A 17867-nucleotide genomic window follows, 5' to 3' on the forward strand; every position below is an offset into this window, starting at 1 on the left:
CAGCACTCAAAGCATCAGGATCTGACCGGCATATGCAACGCTTTCTCAACGTGTTGACTCACAAGCGCACGCTTTCCATCATCGGCATCATTGCGCTGGCAGCCGTGATCTATATTGCAGCCGACACGCTGCAGATCGGGCTCGTCTGGGTCGCGGCCGTGCTCGGCGTGCTGTTCGCGCTCTGGCTGATTGTGTGGATCGTGCGCCGCATTCGCGTGCGCCGCGCCAATCGCAAGCTCGGCGACATGCTCGAACAGCAGGCCCAGGTCGAAACGCCGGCCGCCGTCGCCGCGCGCGGCACGCAGGCCGAACTCGACGCGCTGCGCACGCGCCTGACCGACGCGGTCAAGACCATCAAGAGCTCGAAGATCGGCCAGCTTTCCGGCGGCTCCGCGCTTTACGAATTGCCGTGGTACATCGTGATCGGCAATCCGGCGGCAGGCAAAAGCAGCGCGGTCATCAATTCCGGCCTGCAATTCCCGTTCGCCGATAAAAAAGACGCCATCGTGCATGGCATCGGCGGTACGCGTAACTGCGACTGGTTCTTCACGACCGAAGGCATTCTGCTCGATACCGCAGGCCGCTATTCGGTTCACGAAGAAGACCGTGGCGAATGGCTCGGCTTTCTGGGCCTGCTCAAGCGCTTCCGTCCCAAGGCGCCGATCAACGGCATCATCGTCACGGCGAGCATTGCGGAACTCACTGGCAATCGCCCGGAATTCGCCATCGATCTGGCGAAGAACCTGCGCCAGCGCGTGCAGGAACTCACGGAAAAACTCGAAGTCTTCGCGCCCGTCTATGTGATGTTCACGAAGGTGGACCTGATCACGGGCTTTACCGAATTCTTTAGCGCGAACGATCGCCACGAATACGATCGCGTCTGGGGCGCCACCCTGCCCTACGAGCCCGATGAAAAGCGCGACGTGGTCGCGCAGTTCGACGAACGCTTCGAAGAACTCTATGACGGCCTGAAGGAAATCAGCATTGCGCAGATGTCGATCAGCCGCGGCAATGCGCTCACGCCGGGCCAGTTGAGCTTCCCGCTCGAATTCTCGACGATCAAGCCCGCCTTGCGCGCGTTCCTCGCCACGCTGTTCGAGAACAACCCATTCCAGTACAAGCCGATTTTCCGCGGCTTCTATTTCACGAGCGCGCTGCAGGAAGGCGAAACCAATAGCGCCGCCGCGCAGCGCATCGCCAACCGTTTCGCCTTGTCGGCCGATGGCATTCCCAAGGCGCAAGCGGCCTTCTCGAAGAACGGTTTCTTCCTGAAAGACCTGTTTTCCAAGGTGATTTTCGCGGACAAGCAGACCGTGCGCCAGTTCGCGAGCCCGGCAAAAACGCGTCTGCGTTACGCCACGTTCTTTGGCGTGGTGGCGGCGCTCGCGCTCGCGCTGGGCGGCTGGACGTGGTCGGCGGTCAATAACCAGCAACTGGTGGCGAACGTGCAGGCCGATCTCGACAACGTCGAGAAGCTGCAACAGAACCGCAACGACCTGCAGTCGCGTCTGCAGGCAATGGACATTCTGGAAGACCGCATCGACCAGCTCGAACAGTTCCGTCGCGACAAGCCGCTCGCGGTGTCGCTGGGCCTGTATCAGGGCGATCGCATCGAACAGCATCTGCTCGAAGAGTATTACAACGGCGTGCGCCAGATCATGCTCACGCCGGTCTCGCAGAATCTCGCTTCCTTCCTCAAGGATGTCGATGCCCACCCGGACCAGCTCGCGCCGATGACGCACGCGCCCGACTCCGGCGCCGTGCCGGTTTCCGCGCACGCAGCGATGGCGAACACGAGCCAGGGCGGCCTCTACAGCGACGCCTCGCCCTCGAGCGTGGAAGACGCGTACAACGCGCTCAAAACTTACCTGATGCTTTCGGATAAGCGTCACGTCGAAACCGCTCACCTCACCGACCAGATCGCCCGCTTCTGGCGCGGCTGGCTCGAACAGAATCGCGGCAACATGCCTCGCGACGAGATGATCCGCAGCGCCGAGCGCATGATCACGTTCTATCTCGCGCGCGTGAACGACGACGACTGGCCGATGGTCGACGCGAATCTCTCGCTGATCGACCAGACGCGCGAAAACCTGCGTCATGTGGTGCGCGGCATGCCGGCACGCCAGCGCGTGTATGAAGAGATCAAGGCGCGCGCCTCCACGCGTTTCGCGCCGATGACCGTCGCGCGCATCGTCGGTGACAGCAATACGGCGCTGGTCGCGGGCAGCTACGCGATTCCCGGCACCTTCACGCGCGAAGCGTGGTTCCAGTACGTGCAGCCCGCGATCCGCGATGCGGCCACCAAGGAGCTGCAGGCCAAGGACTGGGTGCTCAACACCTCGGCGTCCGACGACCTCACACTCGAAGGCAGCCCGGAGCAGATCCAGAAAACCCTCGTGGGCATGTACAAGGCCGAATACGCGCAGCACTGGCAGAAGTTCATGCAGGGCATCGCCGTGCAGGACTTCGGTAGCTTCGGTCAGGCCGTGGATGCGATGAACCGCCTGGGCGACCCGCAGGATTCGCCGATCCGCAAGATCCTCGAAACCGCGTATGACCAGACGTCGTGGGATAACCCGTCGCTCGTCAACACCACCATCAAGCAGGCGCAAAGCGGCATCAAGGGCTGGTTCAAGAACCTGTTCTCGCGCGCGACCAGCGGCACGGTGGAAGCGAATATCGACATCAACGGCAATCCGGTCGAAATCCCGATGGGTCCGATCGGCCAGGCGTTCGCGGGTCTCGGCCGTATCGTCGTCACGCACGACAATGGCTCGATGCTCAAGGGCTATATGGACTCGCTGTCGAAGGTGCGCACGCGCTTCAACACGATCAAGAACCAGGGCGATCCGGGACCGGGCGCGCGTCAGCTGATGCAGCAGACGCTCGACGGCAACGGCTCGGAACTGTCCGATTCCCTGAAGTTCGTCGACGAGCAGATGCTCACGGGTCTCACCGACGATCAGCGCAAGGCGCTGCGTCCCCTGCTCGTGCGTCCGCTGATGCAGGCTTACGCCGTGGTCATTCAACCGGCCAGCGTCGAAGTGAACAAGGTGTGGAACGCGCAGGTGTATCAGCCGTTCCAGGCGTCGCTCGCCAACAAGTATCCGTTCGCGGGTACGGCGAAGGTCGAAGCCGGTTCGAGCGAAATCGGCCAGATGTTCGGCCCGGATGGCGCGATCTCGAAGTTCGTCAGCACTACGCTCGGGCCGCTCGCCGTGCGTCGCGGCGACACGCTGACCGCACGCACGTGGGGCGATATGGGTCTGGCGCTCACGCCGGATTTCACCGGCGGCTTCGCGCGCTGGGTCGCACCGCTGGGCGGTGGCGCAGCAGGCGCAAACGGTGGTGCGAGCGAACCGCAGACCGTGTTCCAGATCCTGCCGCAGCCTTCGACCGGCACGACCGAGTACACGATTGCGATCGACGGCCAGCAACTGCGTTATCGCAACACGCCGCCGCAGTGGACCAACTTCGTGTGGCCGAACCCGAACGGCTCGCCTGGCGCGACGCTGTCGGCGACCACCTTCGACGGCCGCACGATCCAGCTCGTCAACGAGCCGGGCCGCTACGGTCTGGAGAAGCTGATCAATTCGGCGCAACGTAGCCGCCGCCCGGACGGCACCTTCGACCTCACCTGGACGCAAGGCAGCGTGACGGTGTCGCTGAGCATGCGCATCATCAGCACCTCGCAGCCCACGGCTTCGAGCGGCGATGCGCCGCAACAGCAAGGTCTGAAGGGCGTGCAACTGCCGTCGTCGATTGCGAACGTCGGCGCGGCGGGCGGCGCGCAGAACGCACAGAATCCGCAAGGCGCCAGCGCGGCCGCTGGCCCGCAGGCCGCAATGGGCGCACCGGCGACCGTTGCTGGCACAACCAACTCGCAGGGAGTCGCGCAATGACGCAGACCGTTCAGGCGCAGATCGCCTATTTCGGCAAAATTCCCTCGCGCGGCGATTTCGTCAAAAGCGCGAACAATCCGCAGTTGTTGCAGACGCTGGACAACTGGATCGCCGAAGCCATGAACATGCTGACCGACGATCCGCGCTGGAAGATCGTCTACGAGGAAGCGCAGCCGATGCACTTCGCGTTTCTCGGTTCGCATAGCCGCCTCGCGATCGCGGGCCATATGGTCGCGAGCCACGACCAGTCGTCGCGGCGCTTTCCGTTCCTCGCCGCCACGGCGCTCGAAGTCGAGCAGCCGCTGGCGTTTCTCGCGCGCAGCCCGCTGGCGTTCGCGCGTTTGTGGTCGCGGGTGGCCTCGCAGATGCAGCCGCTGCTAGGCCCGAGCGAGCCTTCGGGCGCGCTGCAGGCGCTGGGCGAAACGCACGTGCCGGTCGATGTGGGCGGCACGGGCAATCCGCACGACGGCACCTTCGCGGATTTCATCGAACACCAGACGCTCTCCGGCCTCGAACAGATGCTGCTGGGCAGCGGCCATCCCGTGCGCCTCAAAGGCGCGATGCTCGCGCTCGGTTCGCTGCTGCGTCCGGTGATGCAAAGCGGCGCCGCGCATCTCGAACGCGGCCTCACGCTGCCGCTGCCGACCGACCCGTTCTATCGCAGCCTCGTCGGCGCGTTCTGGCTCGAACTGATCGCGCCGTTCGTCTCGAAGGCCGATTTCGAACTGGCCATTTTCCTTGGCACCATCGCGCAGCGCGAACGGCTCATCATCGGCTTCAACGGCGCGTCCGCGAAGACCCTGCATAGCGTGGTCGATCCGCAAACCTATTCAGCTCATAACATCGACATCGACGATCCCGAGTGGATCGACGATCATGCACAAAGCGACCATGGCATCAGCAAACTCGTCAGCTACCTCGATCAACCGCAACTCTCGCTGCGCGTCGCCATCGACACGTTCCGCGAAGCGTTCATCGGAGAGCCGGTCAATGGCCGACGTGGTTAAACGCAGCGGCCTGGCCGCGGCGGTGGCGCTGAGCCTGGGCGCGCTGGCCTCGTTTGCAACAAATGCATCGGCCGACGATGCCAGCCCCGCGCGCGTCACGCCCATCGTGACGAACGGCGCGACGGTGAGCGGCACGATTCCCGCCGCTTCGGGCCCGGCCAATGTCGCCGCTACGTCGACGCCGTCGGTCGCTTCCGCTGCGGCGCCGCGCAGCACCGTCACGTCGACGCCCGCGCCGGTCGATGCCACGCCCGGCCAGGTCGTGGCCGGCGGCAAGGTGCCTGACGAAGCCACCCACGCCGCCGTGCTGCAACGCCTGCGCGATACCTATGGCGCGGGCAATGTGGTCGATCAGATCGAAGTGGGCGACGTGGCGACGCCGCCGAACTGGTCGTCGAATGTGCAGAAGCTGCTGGGCGCGCAGCTCAAGCAGATCCACAAAGGACAACTGAAGATCGACGGCACGCAGATCGACGTGCGCGGCGAAGTAGGCAATGAAGCGCAGCGTCAGCAGATCGCCAGCGATATGGCGAACGCGCTCAATCCCACCTACACGATTCGCAACGGCCTGCGCGTGAGCGCTTCGGAACAGGGTCTGCTCGACCAGACGCTCGCGAACCGCACGATCGAATTCGAAACGGGCAGCGCCACGCTCGCGCCGGAAGGTCGCGCGATCCTCGACCAGATGGCGGCCGTGCTCGCGAAGATGAATACGCGCACCGTGGAAATCATCGGCCACACCGACAACTCGGGTAACCGCACCTCGAACATCGCGCTGAGCCAGGCGCGCGCCGATGCGGTGAAGGGGTATCTCGTCGCCAAGGGGATTTCGCCGCAGCAACTGACGACCAACGGCGTGGGCCCGGATCAACCGGTGGCGTCGAACGACACCACGGACGGACGCGCACGCAATCGCCGTATCGAATTCCGCGCGGGTCTCTAAGCAAGCGCAGCATGAAAAAAGCCCTGCAAATGCAGGGCTTTTTTATCGCCTCGAACTTCAGCTTAGTTTTCCGGTTTCACACCCAGCATCTCGCGGATATGCGAGAGCGTGCCGTCGTCCTTCACCACCGTGGCGAGCCATTCGTGCAGCGGCATGCCAGCCCACTCCGCGGCCTTATCGGCGAGATAAGCCACGGGGCTATGCGGTTCGGTCGCGCGGAAGTAATCCGCCACGGCACGCAGTTGCGCTACCGCGTCTGCGCGGCTCTGGATGCCGCCATGCGCGCGGCTGGGAACGCGGGTTTGAGTCTGCACATAGTCCTCGTGAGGCAATGGCGTCTTGAAGCTCGGCTCGGAACGCCCTGACGTATTCGACGCATCGCTCTGCCCGTCTTCCGTTTGCTGCGCGTTGTCCTGCTTCGCGCGCGCGTCCGGGTCGACACCCACGTCGCGCGCGAAGCGCTCCAGAAGCCGATAAACCGTGTCGAAAGCCTCGCGCGTCTGACGAAAGCTCGGCGCGGAATCGCCGGCCTTCTGCTCCAGCGCCTGATCGAGCGCGGCCAGCGCGGCCTCGAACGTCTTGAACTGCGCCAGCAGCGCCTCGTAGAACGCCGGTGACGTTGCGCGCCGCGACGCATCGATCTGTTCGACCGAAGGCTTGCCGCGCGCGATATCGTGAGCGTTGTCGGGATCGCGCTTCACCGCTTGCGCTACGTGCTGCGCCACGTCCCAGTCGAGCGTGCTGAACGCGATACCCGACTGCGTGAGCGGCACGGCGCGCAGCAACTCGGCCGAACGACCCGCGAGCCACGCCACATTGCCCAGACGCGATTCGACATCATCACCTTCGGGCTGCGGATGCACCTGCTCCCAGAAGCGCTCGACCAGTCCGGTCAGCACGGCATAGCCTTGCGTCAGGCCCGGCACGCCTTCCTGGATCGCCAGCGCTTCGGTCAGCCACACGGCCACGCGCAGATCTTTGGTCTGCGTGGCGAGCAGCGCCGAACAACGCTCGGCGACAAACGGCCAGTCGGCTTCCTTGATTTCCGTGACCCATTCGCCCTGATCGAGCGAGGGATCGTCGAAGCGGCGCGCGTAGGCGATCGCATCGAAATCGGCGGAAAACAGCAGGTCCTCGCCGCACGGCGAGCTTTCGTTGATAGGCGCCAGCAGCGCGGTGTAATCAGTCGACATGGTCATTCCACGGTGTATTCGAACTCACCGGACTCGTTCGCGCGCACATTCACGCTTTGCAGCGCCGTGCCTTCCGCGATGCGTTCGAGTACCTGTTGCGCGAGTTCGGGCAGCAGCGTGCCGTTCAGAATGTGATCGACGTTGCGCGCGCCCGAATCCACTTCGGTGCAGCGGGCCAGCACGGCGTCCACGAGCGATTCGTCCCACTCGAAAGTCGCGCCATGATTGGCCTCGATGCGCCGGCGAATGCGTTCGAGCTTGAGTTCGATGATCTCGGCAAGCACATCGTCCGAGATCGGGTAATACGGCACGACCTTCATGCGCCCGAGAAACGCGGGCTTGAAGGTCTTGTACAGTTGCGGACGCAACAATTCGGCGAGCGCGTCGGCGTCCGGCAGTTCTTCGGCCGGTTTGTTCAGACAGGCCTGCATCACGGCCTGCGAACCCACGTTCGAAGTCAGGATGATCAACGTATTGCGGAAGTCGATCGGACGGCCTTCGGCATCGTCCATCGTGCCCTTGTCGAAGATCTGGAAGAACATTTCCAGCACGTCGGGGTGCGCCTTTTCGACTTCATCGAGCAGCACGACCGAATACGGATTGCGGCGCACGGCCTCGGTTAGCACGCCGCCTTCGCCATAACCCACATAACCCGGCGGCGAGCCCTTGAGACCGGACACGCTATGCGCTTCCTGGTACTCGCTCATATTGATGGTGACGAGCTTGCGTTCGCCGCCATAGAGAATATCGGCGAGCGCCAGCGCGGTTTCGGTTTTGCCGACACCCGACGGTCCCACGAACATAAACACACCGCGCGGCTTGTTCGGATCTTCGAGGCTCGCGTTGGCCGTGCGCACACGCTGCGCGATCGCATCGAGCGCATGGTCCTGACCGATCACGCGCTCGCCAAGCAGCGGGCTCAGATTGAGCACCGTCTTGATCTCGTCTTTGACCATGCGGCCGAGCGGAATGCCGGTCCACGACGCCACCACTTCGGCCACCACATGCGCGTCCACCTGCAACGGCACCATCGGGCCATCGCCTTGCAATGCGTGCAGTTGCGCGACCAGCGCAGGCAGCGCTTCGCGCGCGGCGTCAGCGTCGCGAGCGAGATCGGCCGATGCCCCCTCTTCGCGCGCCGCGTCGATACGTTCGCGCAGCGCCGCGATCTGCGTCACCAGTTCGCGCTCCTGCGCGTAACGGGCTTCGTCTTCGGCCACTTCCGCGGCGGCCTGCGCACGCTCTTCGCGCAGTTGCGCGAGGCGTTCGTCGTGCGCCGTACCGTTGGCGGCTTCGCGTTCGAGCGAAGCGATTTCGGCATCGACGCGTTCGATATAGCGCTTGCCGTCGTCGATCGCGCCCGGCGTCGAACTATGTGCGAGCGCAACCTTCGCGCAAGCCGTATCGAGCACGCTCACGGCCTTGTCCGGCAACTGGCGCGCGCTGATATAGCGATGCGAAAGACGCACCGCCTCGGTAATCGCTTCGTCGAGAATGCGCACGTTGAAGTGACGCTCCATCAACGCGGTCATGCCGCGCAGCATGGCAGCCGCGAGCGTTTCGCCCGGCTCCTCGATCTTCACCACCTGGAAACGCCGCGCCAGCGCCGCGTCTTTCTCGAAGTACTTTTTGTACTCGCTCCACGTGGTAGCCGCGATCGTGCGCAACTCGCCGCGCGCGAGCGCCGGCTTGAGCAGATTGGCCGCATCGTTCTGCCCGGCCTGACCGCCCGCGCCGATGATCGTATGCGCTTCGTCGATAAACAGAATGATGGGCTGCGGACTCTTCTTGACTTCGTCGATCACGCTTTTCAGGCGGTTTTCGAACTCGCCCTTCACGCTTGCACCAGCCTGCAGCAGCCCCATATCGAGCACACGCAGCGCCACGTTGCGCAGCGGTTCGGGCACGTCGCCCTCGGCGATACGCAGCGCGAGCCCTTCCACCACGGCCGTTTTGCCCACGCCCGGCTCGCCCGTGAGAATGGGATTGTTCTGGCGGCGACGCATCAGAATGTCGATGGCCTGGCGAATTTCGCCTTCACGGCCGATGACCGGGTCCACCTTGCCTTCGCGCGCGCGTTGCGTGAGATCGGTCGTATAGGTGTCGAGCGCGGGCGTTTTCGACGGGCCCGCAGCGGTTTGCGTTTGCGCCTGCGATTCCTGAGCCGCGCCCTGTTCCGCTTCGCGCGGCACCGCTTCCACCGAACCTTCGGTCAATTCATCGAAACGATGCTTGAGTTCGGACACCGCGACTTCGGCCAGACGCGGCGACATACGCTGCGCAAACTGCGCAAGATCGGGCGCGCTCAGCAGCGCGAGCAGCAGATGCCCCGAACGGATGCGGCCAATCTGCGTATCGAGCGATGCAATCAACCAGGCCTGCTCGAACAGCGCAATCAGATGCGGCGAGAACACCGGCGTGCGCGTATTGCCGGTCTTGAGGTTCTGCAATTCGCGTTCGAGATCGGCGCGCACTGCATGCGCATCGATACGCGAGGCGCGCAGCGCGCACACCAGATCGCTGGCCGGTTCTTCGATCAGCGCGAGAAACAGATGTTCGAGATCGACTTCGTAATGCCCGCGCGACAGGCACGAGCTGGCCGCCCGTTCGGCCGCGAGGCGGCAGGTCGTGTTGAGCTTGGTGATCAGGGTCTTGAGAGGCGTGCTCATGTCGTGATGGCGTTCCGGGCGAAGTTCGGTTCAGTCGTCAATGGGTGACATGCAATTCGTAGTGCGCGTCGGCGCGATCGCTTTCGGCGGCATGGGTGCAGAGGAAGGCGTCCCAGCCCAGGCGCGAACCGCCGCCCAGCTGGCTAGGCCCGACTTCCGTGCGGCGCAGCACGAGGCGCACTTCGTATTCGAGCGTCAAGCGGCCCAGCAGCGTGAGCATGCGTTCGAGCGCGACCGCGCGCTCGCCGCCGGGTAAAAATGCTTCGTAGTCCTGTTTCGATAGCGGACCGATTACGAGTCGCGCACGCATATCGCGCTGCCAGACCCGCTGCCCCGCGAGCGCCGTCGCGCCCAGCGCGACATTGCGCTGCCCGAGCATCGAAAGCTGGTCGGGCGGCACGTCATACCATTTGCCGATGAACTGCTCGATACGCACCGGCACGTTGAAATACTCGGACAGCGTGTTCTGCAGATAAGCCGCGGAAACCGGTCGATGGCGCGCGGCCACGGCGTGGCCCGCAATCGCTTCGTCGAACAGACCGCCCGCGCCGCCATGCAGACCATCGCGCGATTCGTCGTTGGCGACGCCCGCAAGCGCGAGCAACAAGGGCAAATAGCGCTCGTCGCGATCGAGTTCGTAATGAAACGGCAGGCGGTACTTCTTCCACGCGTTATAGAACAGCGCGGTCGCGCGATTCGAAAACACGTCGAAGAATTCGCGCGCGGCGCGATCGCGTTTCAACTGCTCGCGCGCGATCAACTGCTCCGTATAGTGCAGCGGCAGCGCGCCCTGCCCGCCGAGCAAACCAAAAAACGCCGGCGTGATCTCCACCTGGGCGAGCCGCCCTTCGTCGATGGCGGCATCGCGCTTGCTTTTTTCGGCGAGCGGCGCGCCGGCTTCGTCGTAAGACCTGGCCTGTTCGATTTCGCTCGGCGGAAAGCCCAGCGACAAGGTATTGCGAAATGACACGCGCTGCGCGAGCACGTCGCGCTGACGGTCCTCGGTCTTATCGACGAACCAGCGTTCGAGCAGGCGCACCGCCTGGAAAAACTCGAAGCGGTGCGGCTCGTCGAGCAGACGCTCGATTACACCAGGATCGATTCGCCGCTGCGGGGCTTGCATCGCAGGATCTCCTCGCCGGTGAGTTCGGACATCACCACCAGTTGAACAAAGCTGTTGATATGGACGTAAAGACCGAAGAACACATCGAGCACGCGCACGAAGGTGCCGAGGCTCGTGCCCACGAAATGGTCTTCGTCGACGGTCACGCGAATCTCCACGCCGCGCACGAAGGTGGCGAACGGCTTGCCGGGCAGCCATTGCACAGCCGAGCGCTGCTCCACGTTGACGATGCCGTCGATATGCCGCGACGACACGGCCGAGCGGCGCATATCGTAGAGCGCGAGCATTTCCTTGAGCGTGCCCGCGCCGCCGCCCGTGAGCGAAACGTGGCTCAGCGACAGATGCGAAATCAGACGCCAGTGCGAAGCCTGGCGGCGCTCGAAACGTACTGAAGGCGTCGGGCGCGCGAGCAGCGAAATCTGGTTGGTGAGCGAACCGCCCTCCAGAAACAGATCGCCGCCCTCCAGACCCACAGCGAGGCCGGCCGGAAGATCGCGATTCGTGCAGGAGAGTTCGAGGCTGAGCGTATCGGTTTGCTCGGAGGCCGGATCGAAGTCGATATCGACGATCGAAATTTCCGTTTCGTAGCCCGGACTCTTTTGCGCGACCCATTCGTCGCGGCGCGCAAACCAGTAATGCCCCGCGCGCGCGGCTTCGCCGTGGCGCAGCGAATAGAAAGGCCGGAATTCCACCACCGATTCTTCATTCGCGCGCTGCTGCACCAGATGCACGGAATCGATCGAATAGACTTCGTAGGCAAATGCGCGGCGCGCCTCGGCAATCACCGGATACGCAACCGACTGATGATTGAGACGAATAGGCTCGCCGTGCTGCTTGAAAAGATTCACCACCGGCGTACAGAAAAGTCGCAGATGATGCGCTGCCAGCGTATCGAGCAGACGCGCCTCGTGCGAATCGCCGCGCACTTCTTTCAGCACGATATGCAGCGTGAGACGATGGCAACGCCCCGTTGCCGCGCTCATCGCCTTCAGATCGAAATCGACGAAATCGAATTTGGCGGGAAACGCGAAATATTCGGTTAGCAGGCGATAAGCGGGATGCGATTTCGCAGGGAAATCGATCAGCGCTTCGTCTTCGCCAAAACCGGCCTGGGCGAACGGCAATTCGCGCAGCGCCGTCCAGCGGCCATTGCGTTCCGGTTCGACCCACGCGCCAATTGCATTGACGAAAAGACAATCGCCAAGCGCCGCGATAAACGATTGCTCGCCACTCAGATAAGCGCGCAATTGCGGCACCTTGAGCGCGGCAATATCGAGTTGCGGCGAAGTCGATTCGAAAGTGATCGAAATCACGCCCGTGGCATCGCCGGGCAGCACGATCGAACTGGGCGCCATCGCCACCGGCATATAGCGCGCTTCGGCAATGCGAATGGGCGCGAGCGTGACGTCGTAGGCGGTGCGAAAACGGCATTGCACGCCACGCAGCGGACGCGACTTCAATTCCGTGCCGCGCGCGATCAACGCAGGCGCAGTGAGATGATTGAACGCCGCCGCGCTGCCAAGCTGCGCCACCGAACAGGAAGGAAACGGCCGCAGATAATGCGGATAGAGAACTTCGAGCAGCGCCTCGGTGAATTCGGGGTAATCGTCGTCGAGCCGCTTGTTGATGCGCGCGCCTAGCAGCGCGAACGACTCGATCATGCGCTCGACGTGCGGATCTTCGCATTGCTCGCCCGACATCGCGAGCCGGGCCGCGATCTTCGGATAGCGCTCGGCGAATTCGCGCGAATAGCGTCGCAGGAACGACAATTCGCGCTCGTAATACGGCAACAACTCTTCCATCGCGATTCCCCGCCCCCCAGAAACTGCCTTCTGCCGCGCCTCGACGAAAACGCTTCGCAGCCGCGTCGTCACGCGGCGCCATGCGCGGCCTTGCTTATGTCTTCGCGCGTGCGCGCGTGACCGAATACTGCAGCGTCGACGGCTGCAGCAATGCGTCGAAGTTTACCGGCTCTTCGGCCGGATGGACCACCAATAAAGCCTGAATAGCGAAATTCAATACGCTGGTCGAGCGCGAATTCAATTCGAGCGATACATTGACCCGCTGCAGACGCGGCTCGTGCCGCTCGATCGCCTGCTGGATCGACTTGCAGATAAACGCGCGATCGTAATGACTCGCGAGACTCAGCCCCGCGAAATCGCTCAACCCATAGGTGAGCAGCGATTTGCGGCACTCCGGCAATTGCGCGAGCGTCTCTTCCGAAAACGCAATGCGCGTATTCAAAATCGACTCCAGGTCGCGCGCAACCGTCGCTTTCAGTTCTTCCATCGACAATTGCCGCATCGCGGCGGGTGCCGGCGAGTGCGGTTCGTCGTCGAACAACTTGTCGAAAAAACTAGGCTCGAATCGCTTCATCGAACAATCTGGCGACGCCACATGGCGTCAATCTGTGCAAAAGCCCAAACGCTGCGCGCGGGTTGATGCGCGCGCAACGTTCAGGCAATGACGACCTTAGACCGCGTAGGTCTTGTCGTTCTTCGTCAGGCTCCATGCACCCTGAGCGTTACCGCCCTGGTTGCCGCCGATCTTCTGCTGCGTGTACTTCCACTGCACGGCAGCGTACTTGAGCGAGAACTCTTCGCTCGGCAGACCTTCGCCCACCACGGACGGCGTGATGCTCGAAATGATCACGTACTTGAGCTTGACCTCGAGATACTTGATGCGATTGCCTTCACCGTCCGAACGCATGAAGTCGATGGTGACTTCGTCGAACGTCGTACCGCCCGAAGCGTGCTGATACAGCAGCGGGCTGACCACGTCGATGTCCTTGGTGAAACGCATATCGGCGTGCTCGCAACGCTCGGACGTGTGACCGCCGGCCGTCGAAGCCGTTGCCGAACGCGGCTGGAGAATCGAGTGATTCCACGAATCGATTTCGATCCAGTTTGCGTGGTCCTTGTCCTGCGACTCGCCCTTGATCGCAGGATTGCCGAATTTTAGGTAGATGTCCTTCATAACGTATCGCTCCCCATAAAGGTGGTGTGTACGGCGGTGACAGGCGCGATGACTGCCCGCCCGATGGACCGCAACTCAAGCACAAAGCCCGAATACCGTCGGAGCCTGCGCCGGATGCGTCAGGCGGCGCGAGTCACGACGGTTGACTCACGCGGCCTGCTGTGCAGCTTCAAGACGTCGCGCACCCCAAAATTGCGCACGCTACGCCTCGCTGCAACGATGATTGTTTTACGAATTGGCCGGCTTCGGCAGATCCGCCACGAGACGCAGCGAGATCGACAGTTCGTCGAGCTGGAAGTGCGGACGCAGGAATGCAACCGAACGGTACGCGCCCGGACGGCCCGGAATTTCCGCAACCTGGATCGACGCTTCGCGCAGCGGGAACTGTGCCTTCTGTTCCTGCGTGGCGTTGTCGTCGAGCAGCACGTACTGCGAAATCCAGCGGTTCAGGAACACTTCGACGTTCTGCGCCGATGCAAAACTGCCGATCTTGTCGCGCATCATCGCCTTCAGGTAATGCGCCACGCGCGAAACCGAGAAGATGTACTGCAGCTGCGCGGAAAGCACGGCGTTCGCATTGGCGCTATCGGTGCTGTACTTTTTGGCCTTTTGCACCGATTGCGCTGCGAAGAACGCGGCGTAATCCGAGTTCTTGCAATGCACGAGCGGAATGAAACCGAGGTCGCTCAGTTCCTTTTCGCGGCGATCGGTAATGGCGATTTCGGTCGGGCACTTGAGCGCGATTTCGCCGTCGTCGGTCTTGAAGGTGTGGGTCGGCAGATCTTCCACCAGACCGCCGCCTTCCACGCCGCGAATCGCCGCGCACCAGCCGAAGTCGTCGAATGCCGCCGTGAGACGCGCCGCGAAAGCCCAGGCCGCATTGCACCAGAGGTACTTGCTGTGATCCGTGCCGTCGACGTCTTCGACGAAATTAAAGCTTTCCGCCGTTGCGCCATCCTTCGGATTGAACGGCAGACGGCCGAGAACGCGCGGCAGCGTGAGACCGACATAGCGCGAGTCTTCCGAGTCGCGGAACGACTTCCACTTCGCGTATTCGACCGTATCGAACACCTTGCCCAGATCGCGCGGCTTGCCCAGATCGGCGAACGATTCGAGGCCCATCAGTTCAGGCGCCGCCGACGTAATGAACGGCGCGTGCGCGGCCGCGGCGACATGCGACATCTGCTCGATGAAGTACATGTCTTCGGGCTGGCGCGTGAGTTCGTAATCGCCGATCAGCGTGCCGAACGGCGCGCCGCCGAAGGTGCCGAACTCTTCTTCATAGACCTTCTTGAAGAGCGCGCTCTGATCGAATTCGACGGCGTTCTTGAAGTCGCGCACGATGTCGCGCTTCGGGGCGTGCAGCGCCTTGATCTTGATGGTCTGACCGGTATTGCTTTCCTTGCACAGGTAATCGAGCCCGCGCCACGTGGCTTCGAGGCGCTGGAATTCCGGTGCGTGCATCACGGCGCTCAATTGCGCCGAGATCAGGCGATCGAGCTCGGCCACGCGCGCGTCGATCGTTGCGGAAAGATTGTTCGAGACGACCACGGTGCCGTCGAGCACCTGATGCACGAGTTCGCCGATCAGATCCTTGGCGCGCGCGTGCTCCGAATCGGACTTCGCGACCTTGCTCTTTTCGACGATATCGTCGAGCAGCGAGGTCGCAGCGTCCGCTTGCGTGTCGTCGAATGCCGCGCCTTGCGCGGCCGCAGTTTGCTGGTTCATGTCGTGCTCCGCCTCAATCGCCCTTGGACTCATCGTCAGCCGGATGCTCCGGCGACGATTCCGTGCGCGTGCCGCCGGCAAGCGCCTGCAAGTGCTGCGTGTTCGAGAGCACTTCGCTCAGCAGGTCTTCGAGCTTGTCGTTGCCGGCGAGCTTGTTGCGCAGGTCGGCGAGCTTCGAGCGCGCTTCCAGCAGACGGCGCAGCGGCTCGACCTGAGCGACCACTTCGTCCGGGCTGAAATCGGCCAGCGACGTGAAGCGCAGATCGACGGCGAACTTGCCGCCTTCCGGGCTCAGGCGGTTTTCCACCTGAAACGCGGCGCGCGGCTCGATGCCTTTCATGACGTCGTCGAAGTTGTCGCGATCGATATTGACGAACTTGCGGTCGCGCAGCTTGGGCTGCTCGATTTCCGATTGACCGGCCAGGTCGCCCATGACCCCGACGACGAACGGCAGTTCTTTCACTTCGATCGCATCGCCGCGCTCGACCTCGTAGGTCAATTGCACGCGCGGCGGCCGCACTTTCTGCAAGCGCTTCTGGATGCTTTCTTTCTTGGCCATCGTCGGCTCCCTGCTTTTTGTTATCGACTGGTGCTACGTAGCGGTGTGGTCCGGCGCGGCCGCTTAACGCAGCGCGCTGAACGGGTCCGCTGCGCTGCCTGCTGCCTTGCCGGCTGCCGCGCCCGCGGCGGACGTTGCCGCATTCGTCGCTGCATTCGTGGCCGCATTCGTTGCGGCGCTGGTGGCTGCAGACGTCGCGGCGCCCGGCGCCGGATCTGCCGCTTCCTGAACCTTCGGCGCAGACTTCGTCACGTGCCTCACATAGCGCGGCTTCTTCGCCTTCGCCTTCGGCTCGGGCGGGAACAGCGAATCTTCGCCGAGCGTGTCGCGCAACTGCTTCGCGAGCGCCTGGGCGTCCGACTTCGCATCGCCTTGCAGCGAAGCGTCCTGACGCAGTTCGCCGAGCGATTCCGTCGCTACGCGCAGACCGGCGACCGCGAGCACGCTCTTGGCGCTGCGATCGGTCTGGTCGCGCTGCAGCGCTTCCTGCGCCGCCACGATGGCCTGACCATAGTGCTGCTGCTGGAACTGGATCTGCGCGATGCGCGACCACGGTTCTTCGCGCGTCGGATCGGCGGCTGCGAGTTTCTGATAGGCCTGGATAGCCTGGTCCTGGTTACCTGCCTTCGATTGGGCGTCCGCGTCGGCGAGCGCCTTATTGAAGGCTTCGGGCGAGGAGGAAAGCGTGTTTGCCGGAGTGGTACAACCTGCCATAACGCCGCAAGCGATCACTGCCCCCGTGAGCATCGAAAAGACCCGCTTTTTCATCGTTCTTTCACCGCCGTTTGATTTTTAATTCAAGGAGAGAAGCCAGAGTTTTACTTATCCCCCAGCGCGCGGGTATAGTACAGGCCAATTTTCTATAATTCAACTGGCTTTGAAAAGGTAAAGAAAGAAAAAAGGTGGCTGTGTGGAAGCCTTGATGTGCTTGACGATGCATTGAGAAGCACGAACACCGGTAAAAAGGAAAGTATTTCCGAGCCACCAGATTGGACTCGCTTTGAGGCAAGCAATCTTTTCCGAATTTTATTAAAAACGATCATCACGGGGATAATGTTCTTCCAATGCGCTTTGCATTACTCGTGACCCTGCGTATTTAACGAAGCTGGAGAGTTCGGGCTTGAGGCCCGCGATAAAAATGACTGCGCGCATTATTCAAATTGCATCGACCACCGCCATGATCTGCACCGCTGCCACTTTGCTTGGCGGATGTGCAGCGGCAGTGCCCGCAATCGGCAGCGCGGCATCCGCGGCCCTGCAAATCGTGGGTATCGGCAAGCCCGACGTACCGGACGCACAGAAACCGCCTCGCGATCTGGGCGTCACGCTTTACGCGGCGCGTAATCTCAATGCTGCCACCGATAACAAGCCGCTCGCACTAGTGGTACGCCTCTATTCGCTCAAGGACCCCACTTCGTTCGAGCAGGCGCCGTTCGATACTTTTACCGATCCGGCGAAAGAAAAAAGCACCTTGGGCGCCGATTTGCTGAGCGTGCGCGAAATCACGCTGATCCCTGGCCAACGCTATAACGCAACTGAAAAAGTCTCGCGCGAAGCACAGGCTTTCGGTATCGTCGCGCTGTTTAGAGACCCGGCAATGCAACGCTGGAAATTCGCTTTCGATCCTGCGAAATCGGAGAAATCCGGCATAATGGTTGGACTGCACAACTGCGCGATGACGGTGACGAGCGGTACGGTAATTCCGGCCGATGCCGCCCAATCCTCGCAACCGCTGAATCTGCTTTCATCGGTAACTTGTGGATGAAT

Annotated in this window: 13 protein-coding genes; 4 read left to right on the forward strand and 9 right to left on the reverse strand. The window is 62.5% G+C overall.

What is annotated here, in order from left to right; translation table 11 throughout:
• Window positions 1-32: 32 nt before the first annotated feature.
• From tssM to G3N59_RS10915, 3 genes are read left to right on the forward strand one after another with little or no spacing between them, the layout of a single operon-like run.
• Window positions 33-3902, forward strand: coding sequence for a type VI secretion system membrane subunit TssM (gene tssM / locus G3N59_RS10905; RefSeq protein ID WP_205982590.1), 3870 nt, complete (start codon window positions 33-35; stop codon window positions 3900-3902).
• Window positions 3899-4909: a type VI secretion system-associated protein TagF gene (gene tagF, locus G3N59_RS10910; protein WP_205982591.1), complete on the forward strand. Its 1011-nt coding sequence runs from the start codon at window positions 3899-3901 to the stop codon at window positions 4907-4909. The genes tssM and tagF overlap by 4 nt, the downstream gene beginning before the upstream one ends.
• The gene (locus G3N59_RS10915) at window positions 4893-5852 is read left to right on the forward strand and encodes an OmpA family protein (protein ID WP_205982592.1); all 960 of its coding nucleotides are present in this window, start codon (window positions 4893-4895) and stop codon (window positions 5850-5852) included. The genes tagF and G3N59_RS10915 overlap by 17 nt, the downstream gene beginning before the upstream one ends.
• A 62-nt stretch (window positions 5853-5914) precedes the next feature.
• Here the strand turns inward: G3N59_RS10915 and tssA are convergent, their stop codons facing one another.
• The 9 genes from tssA to G3N59_RS10960 form a co-directional block, all read right to left on the reverse strand.
• Window positions 5915-7045: a type VI secretion system protein TssA gene (gene tssA / locus G3N59_RS10920; RefSeq protein ID WP_205982593.1), complete on the reverse strand. Its 1131-nt coding sequence runs from the start codon at window positions 7043-7045 to the stop codon at window positions 5915-5917.
• Window positions 7046-7047: 2 nt separating this feature from the next.
• Window positions 7048-9714 (reverse strand): type VI secretion system ATPase TssH, encoded by a 2667-nt coding sequence (gene tssH, locus G3N59_RS10925; protein ID WP_205982594.1) that lies wholly within the window; start codon window positions 9712-9714, stop codon window positions 7048-7050.
• Window positions 9715-9751: 37 nt separating this feature from the next.
• On the reverse strand, window positions 9752-10837 hold the full coding sequence (gene tssG, locus G3N59_RS10930) for a type VI secretion system baseplate subunit TssG (protein ID WP_205982595.1): 1086 nt from the start codon (window positions 10835-10837) through the stop codon (window positions 9752-9754).
• Window positions 10801-12639, reverse strand: coding sequence for a type VI secretion system baseplate subunit TssF (gene tssF, locus G3N59_RS10935; RefSeq protein ID WP_205982596.1), 1839 nt, complete (start codon window positions 12637-12639; stop codon window positions 10801-10803). Before tssF ends, tssG begins: the two co-directional genes overlap by 37 nt.
• A 94-nt stretch (window positions 12640-12733) precedes the next feature.
• The gene (gene tssE / locus G3N59_RS10940; protein ID WP_205982597.1) at window positions 12734-13213 is read right to left on the reverse strand and encodes a type VI secretion system baseplate subunit TssE; all 480 of its coding nucleotides are present in this window, start codon (window positions 13211-13213) and stop codon (window positions 12734-12736) included.
• Between the two features lie 96 nt (window positions 13214-13309).
• The gene (locus tag G3N59_RS10945) at window positions 13310-13813 is read right to left on the reverse strand and encodes a type VI secretion system tube protein Hcp (RefSeq protein ID WP_027815282.1); all 504 of its coding nucleotides are present in this window, start codon (window positions 13811-13813) and stop codon (window positions 13310-13312) included.
• A gap of 228 nt (window positions 13814-14041) precedes the next feature.
• The gene (gene tssC / locus G3N59_RS10950; protein WP_205982598.1) at window positions 14042-15541 is read right to left on the reverse strand and encodes a type VI secretion system contractile sheath large subunit; all 1500 of its coding nucleotides are present in this window, start codon (window positions 15539-15541) and stop codon (window positions 14042-14044) included.
• A 13-nt stretch (window positions 15542-15554) separates the two neighbouring features.
• The gene (tssB, locus tag G3N59_RS10955; protein ID WP_205982599.1) at window positions 15555-16100 is read right to left on the reverse strand and encodes a type VI secretion system contractile sheath small subunit; all 546 of its coding nucleotides are present in this window, start codon (window positions 16098-16100) and stop codon (window positions 15555-15557) included.
• Between the two features lie 63 nt (window positions 16101-16163).
• The gene (locus G3N59_RS10960) at window positions 16164-16868 is read right to left on the reverse strand and encodes a tetratricopeptide repeat protein (RefSeq protein WP_205982600.1); all 705 of its coding nucleotides are present in this window, start codon (window positions 16866-16868) and stop codon (window positions 16164-16166) included.
• A gap of 370 nt (window positions 16869-17238) precedes the next feature.
• On the opposite strand from G3N59_RS10960, the gene tssJ reads away from it, so the two are divergent.
• Entirely contained in the window at window positions 17239-17865 is a 627-nt protein-coding gene (gene tssJ / locus G3N59_RS10965; protein WP_205982601.1) for a type VI secretion system lipoprotein TssJ, read from the forward strand.
• The last annotated feature ends 2 nt before the right edge of the window (window positions 17866-17867 follow it).

Source organism: Paraburkholderia sp. Ac-20340 (assembly GCF_017104965.1).
Taxonomy (GTDB): Bacteria; Pseudomonadota; Gammaproteobacteria; order Burkholderiales; family Burkholderiaceae; genus Paraburkholderia.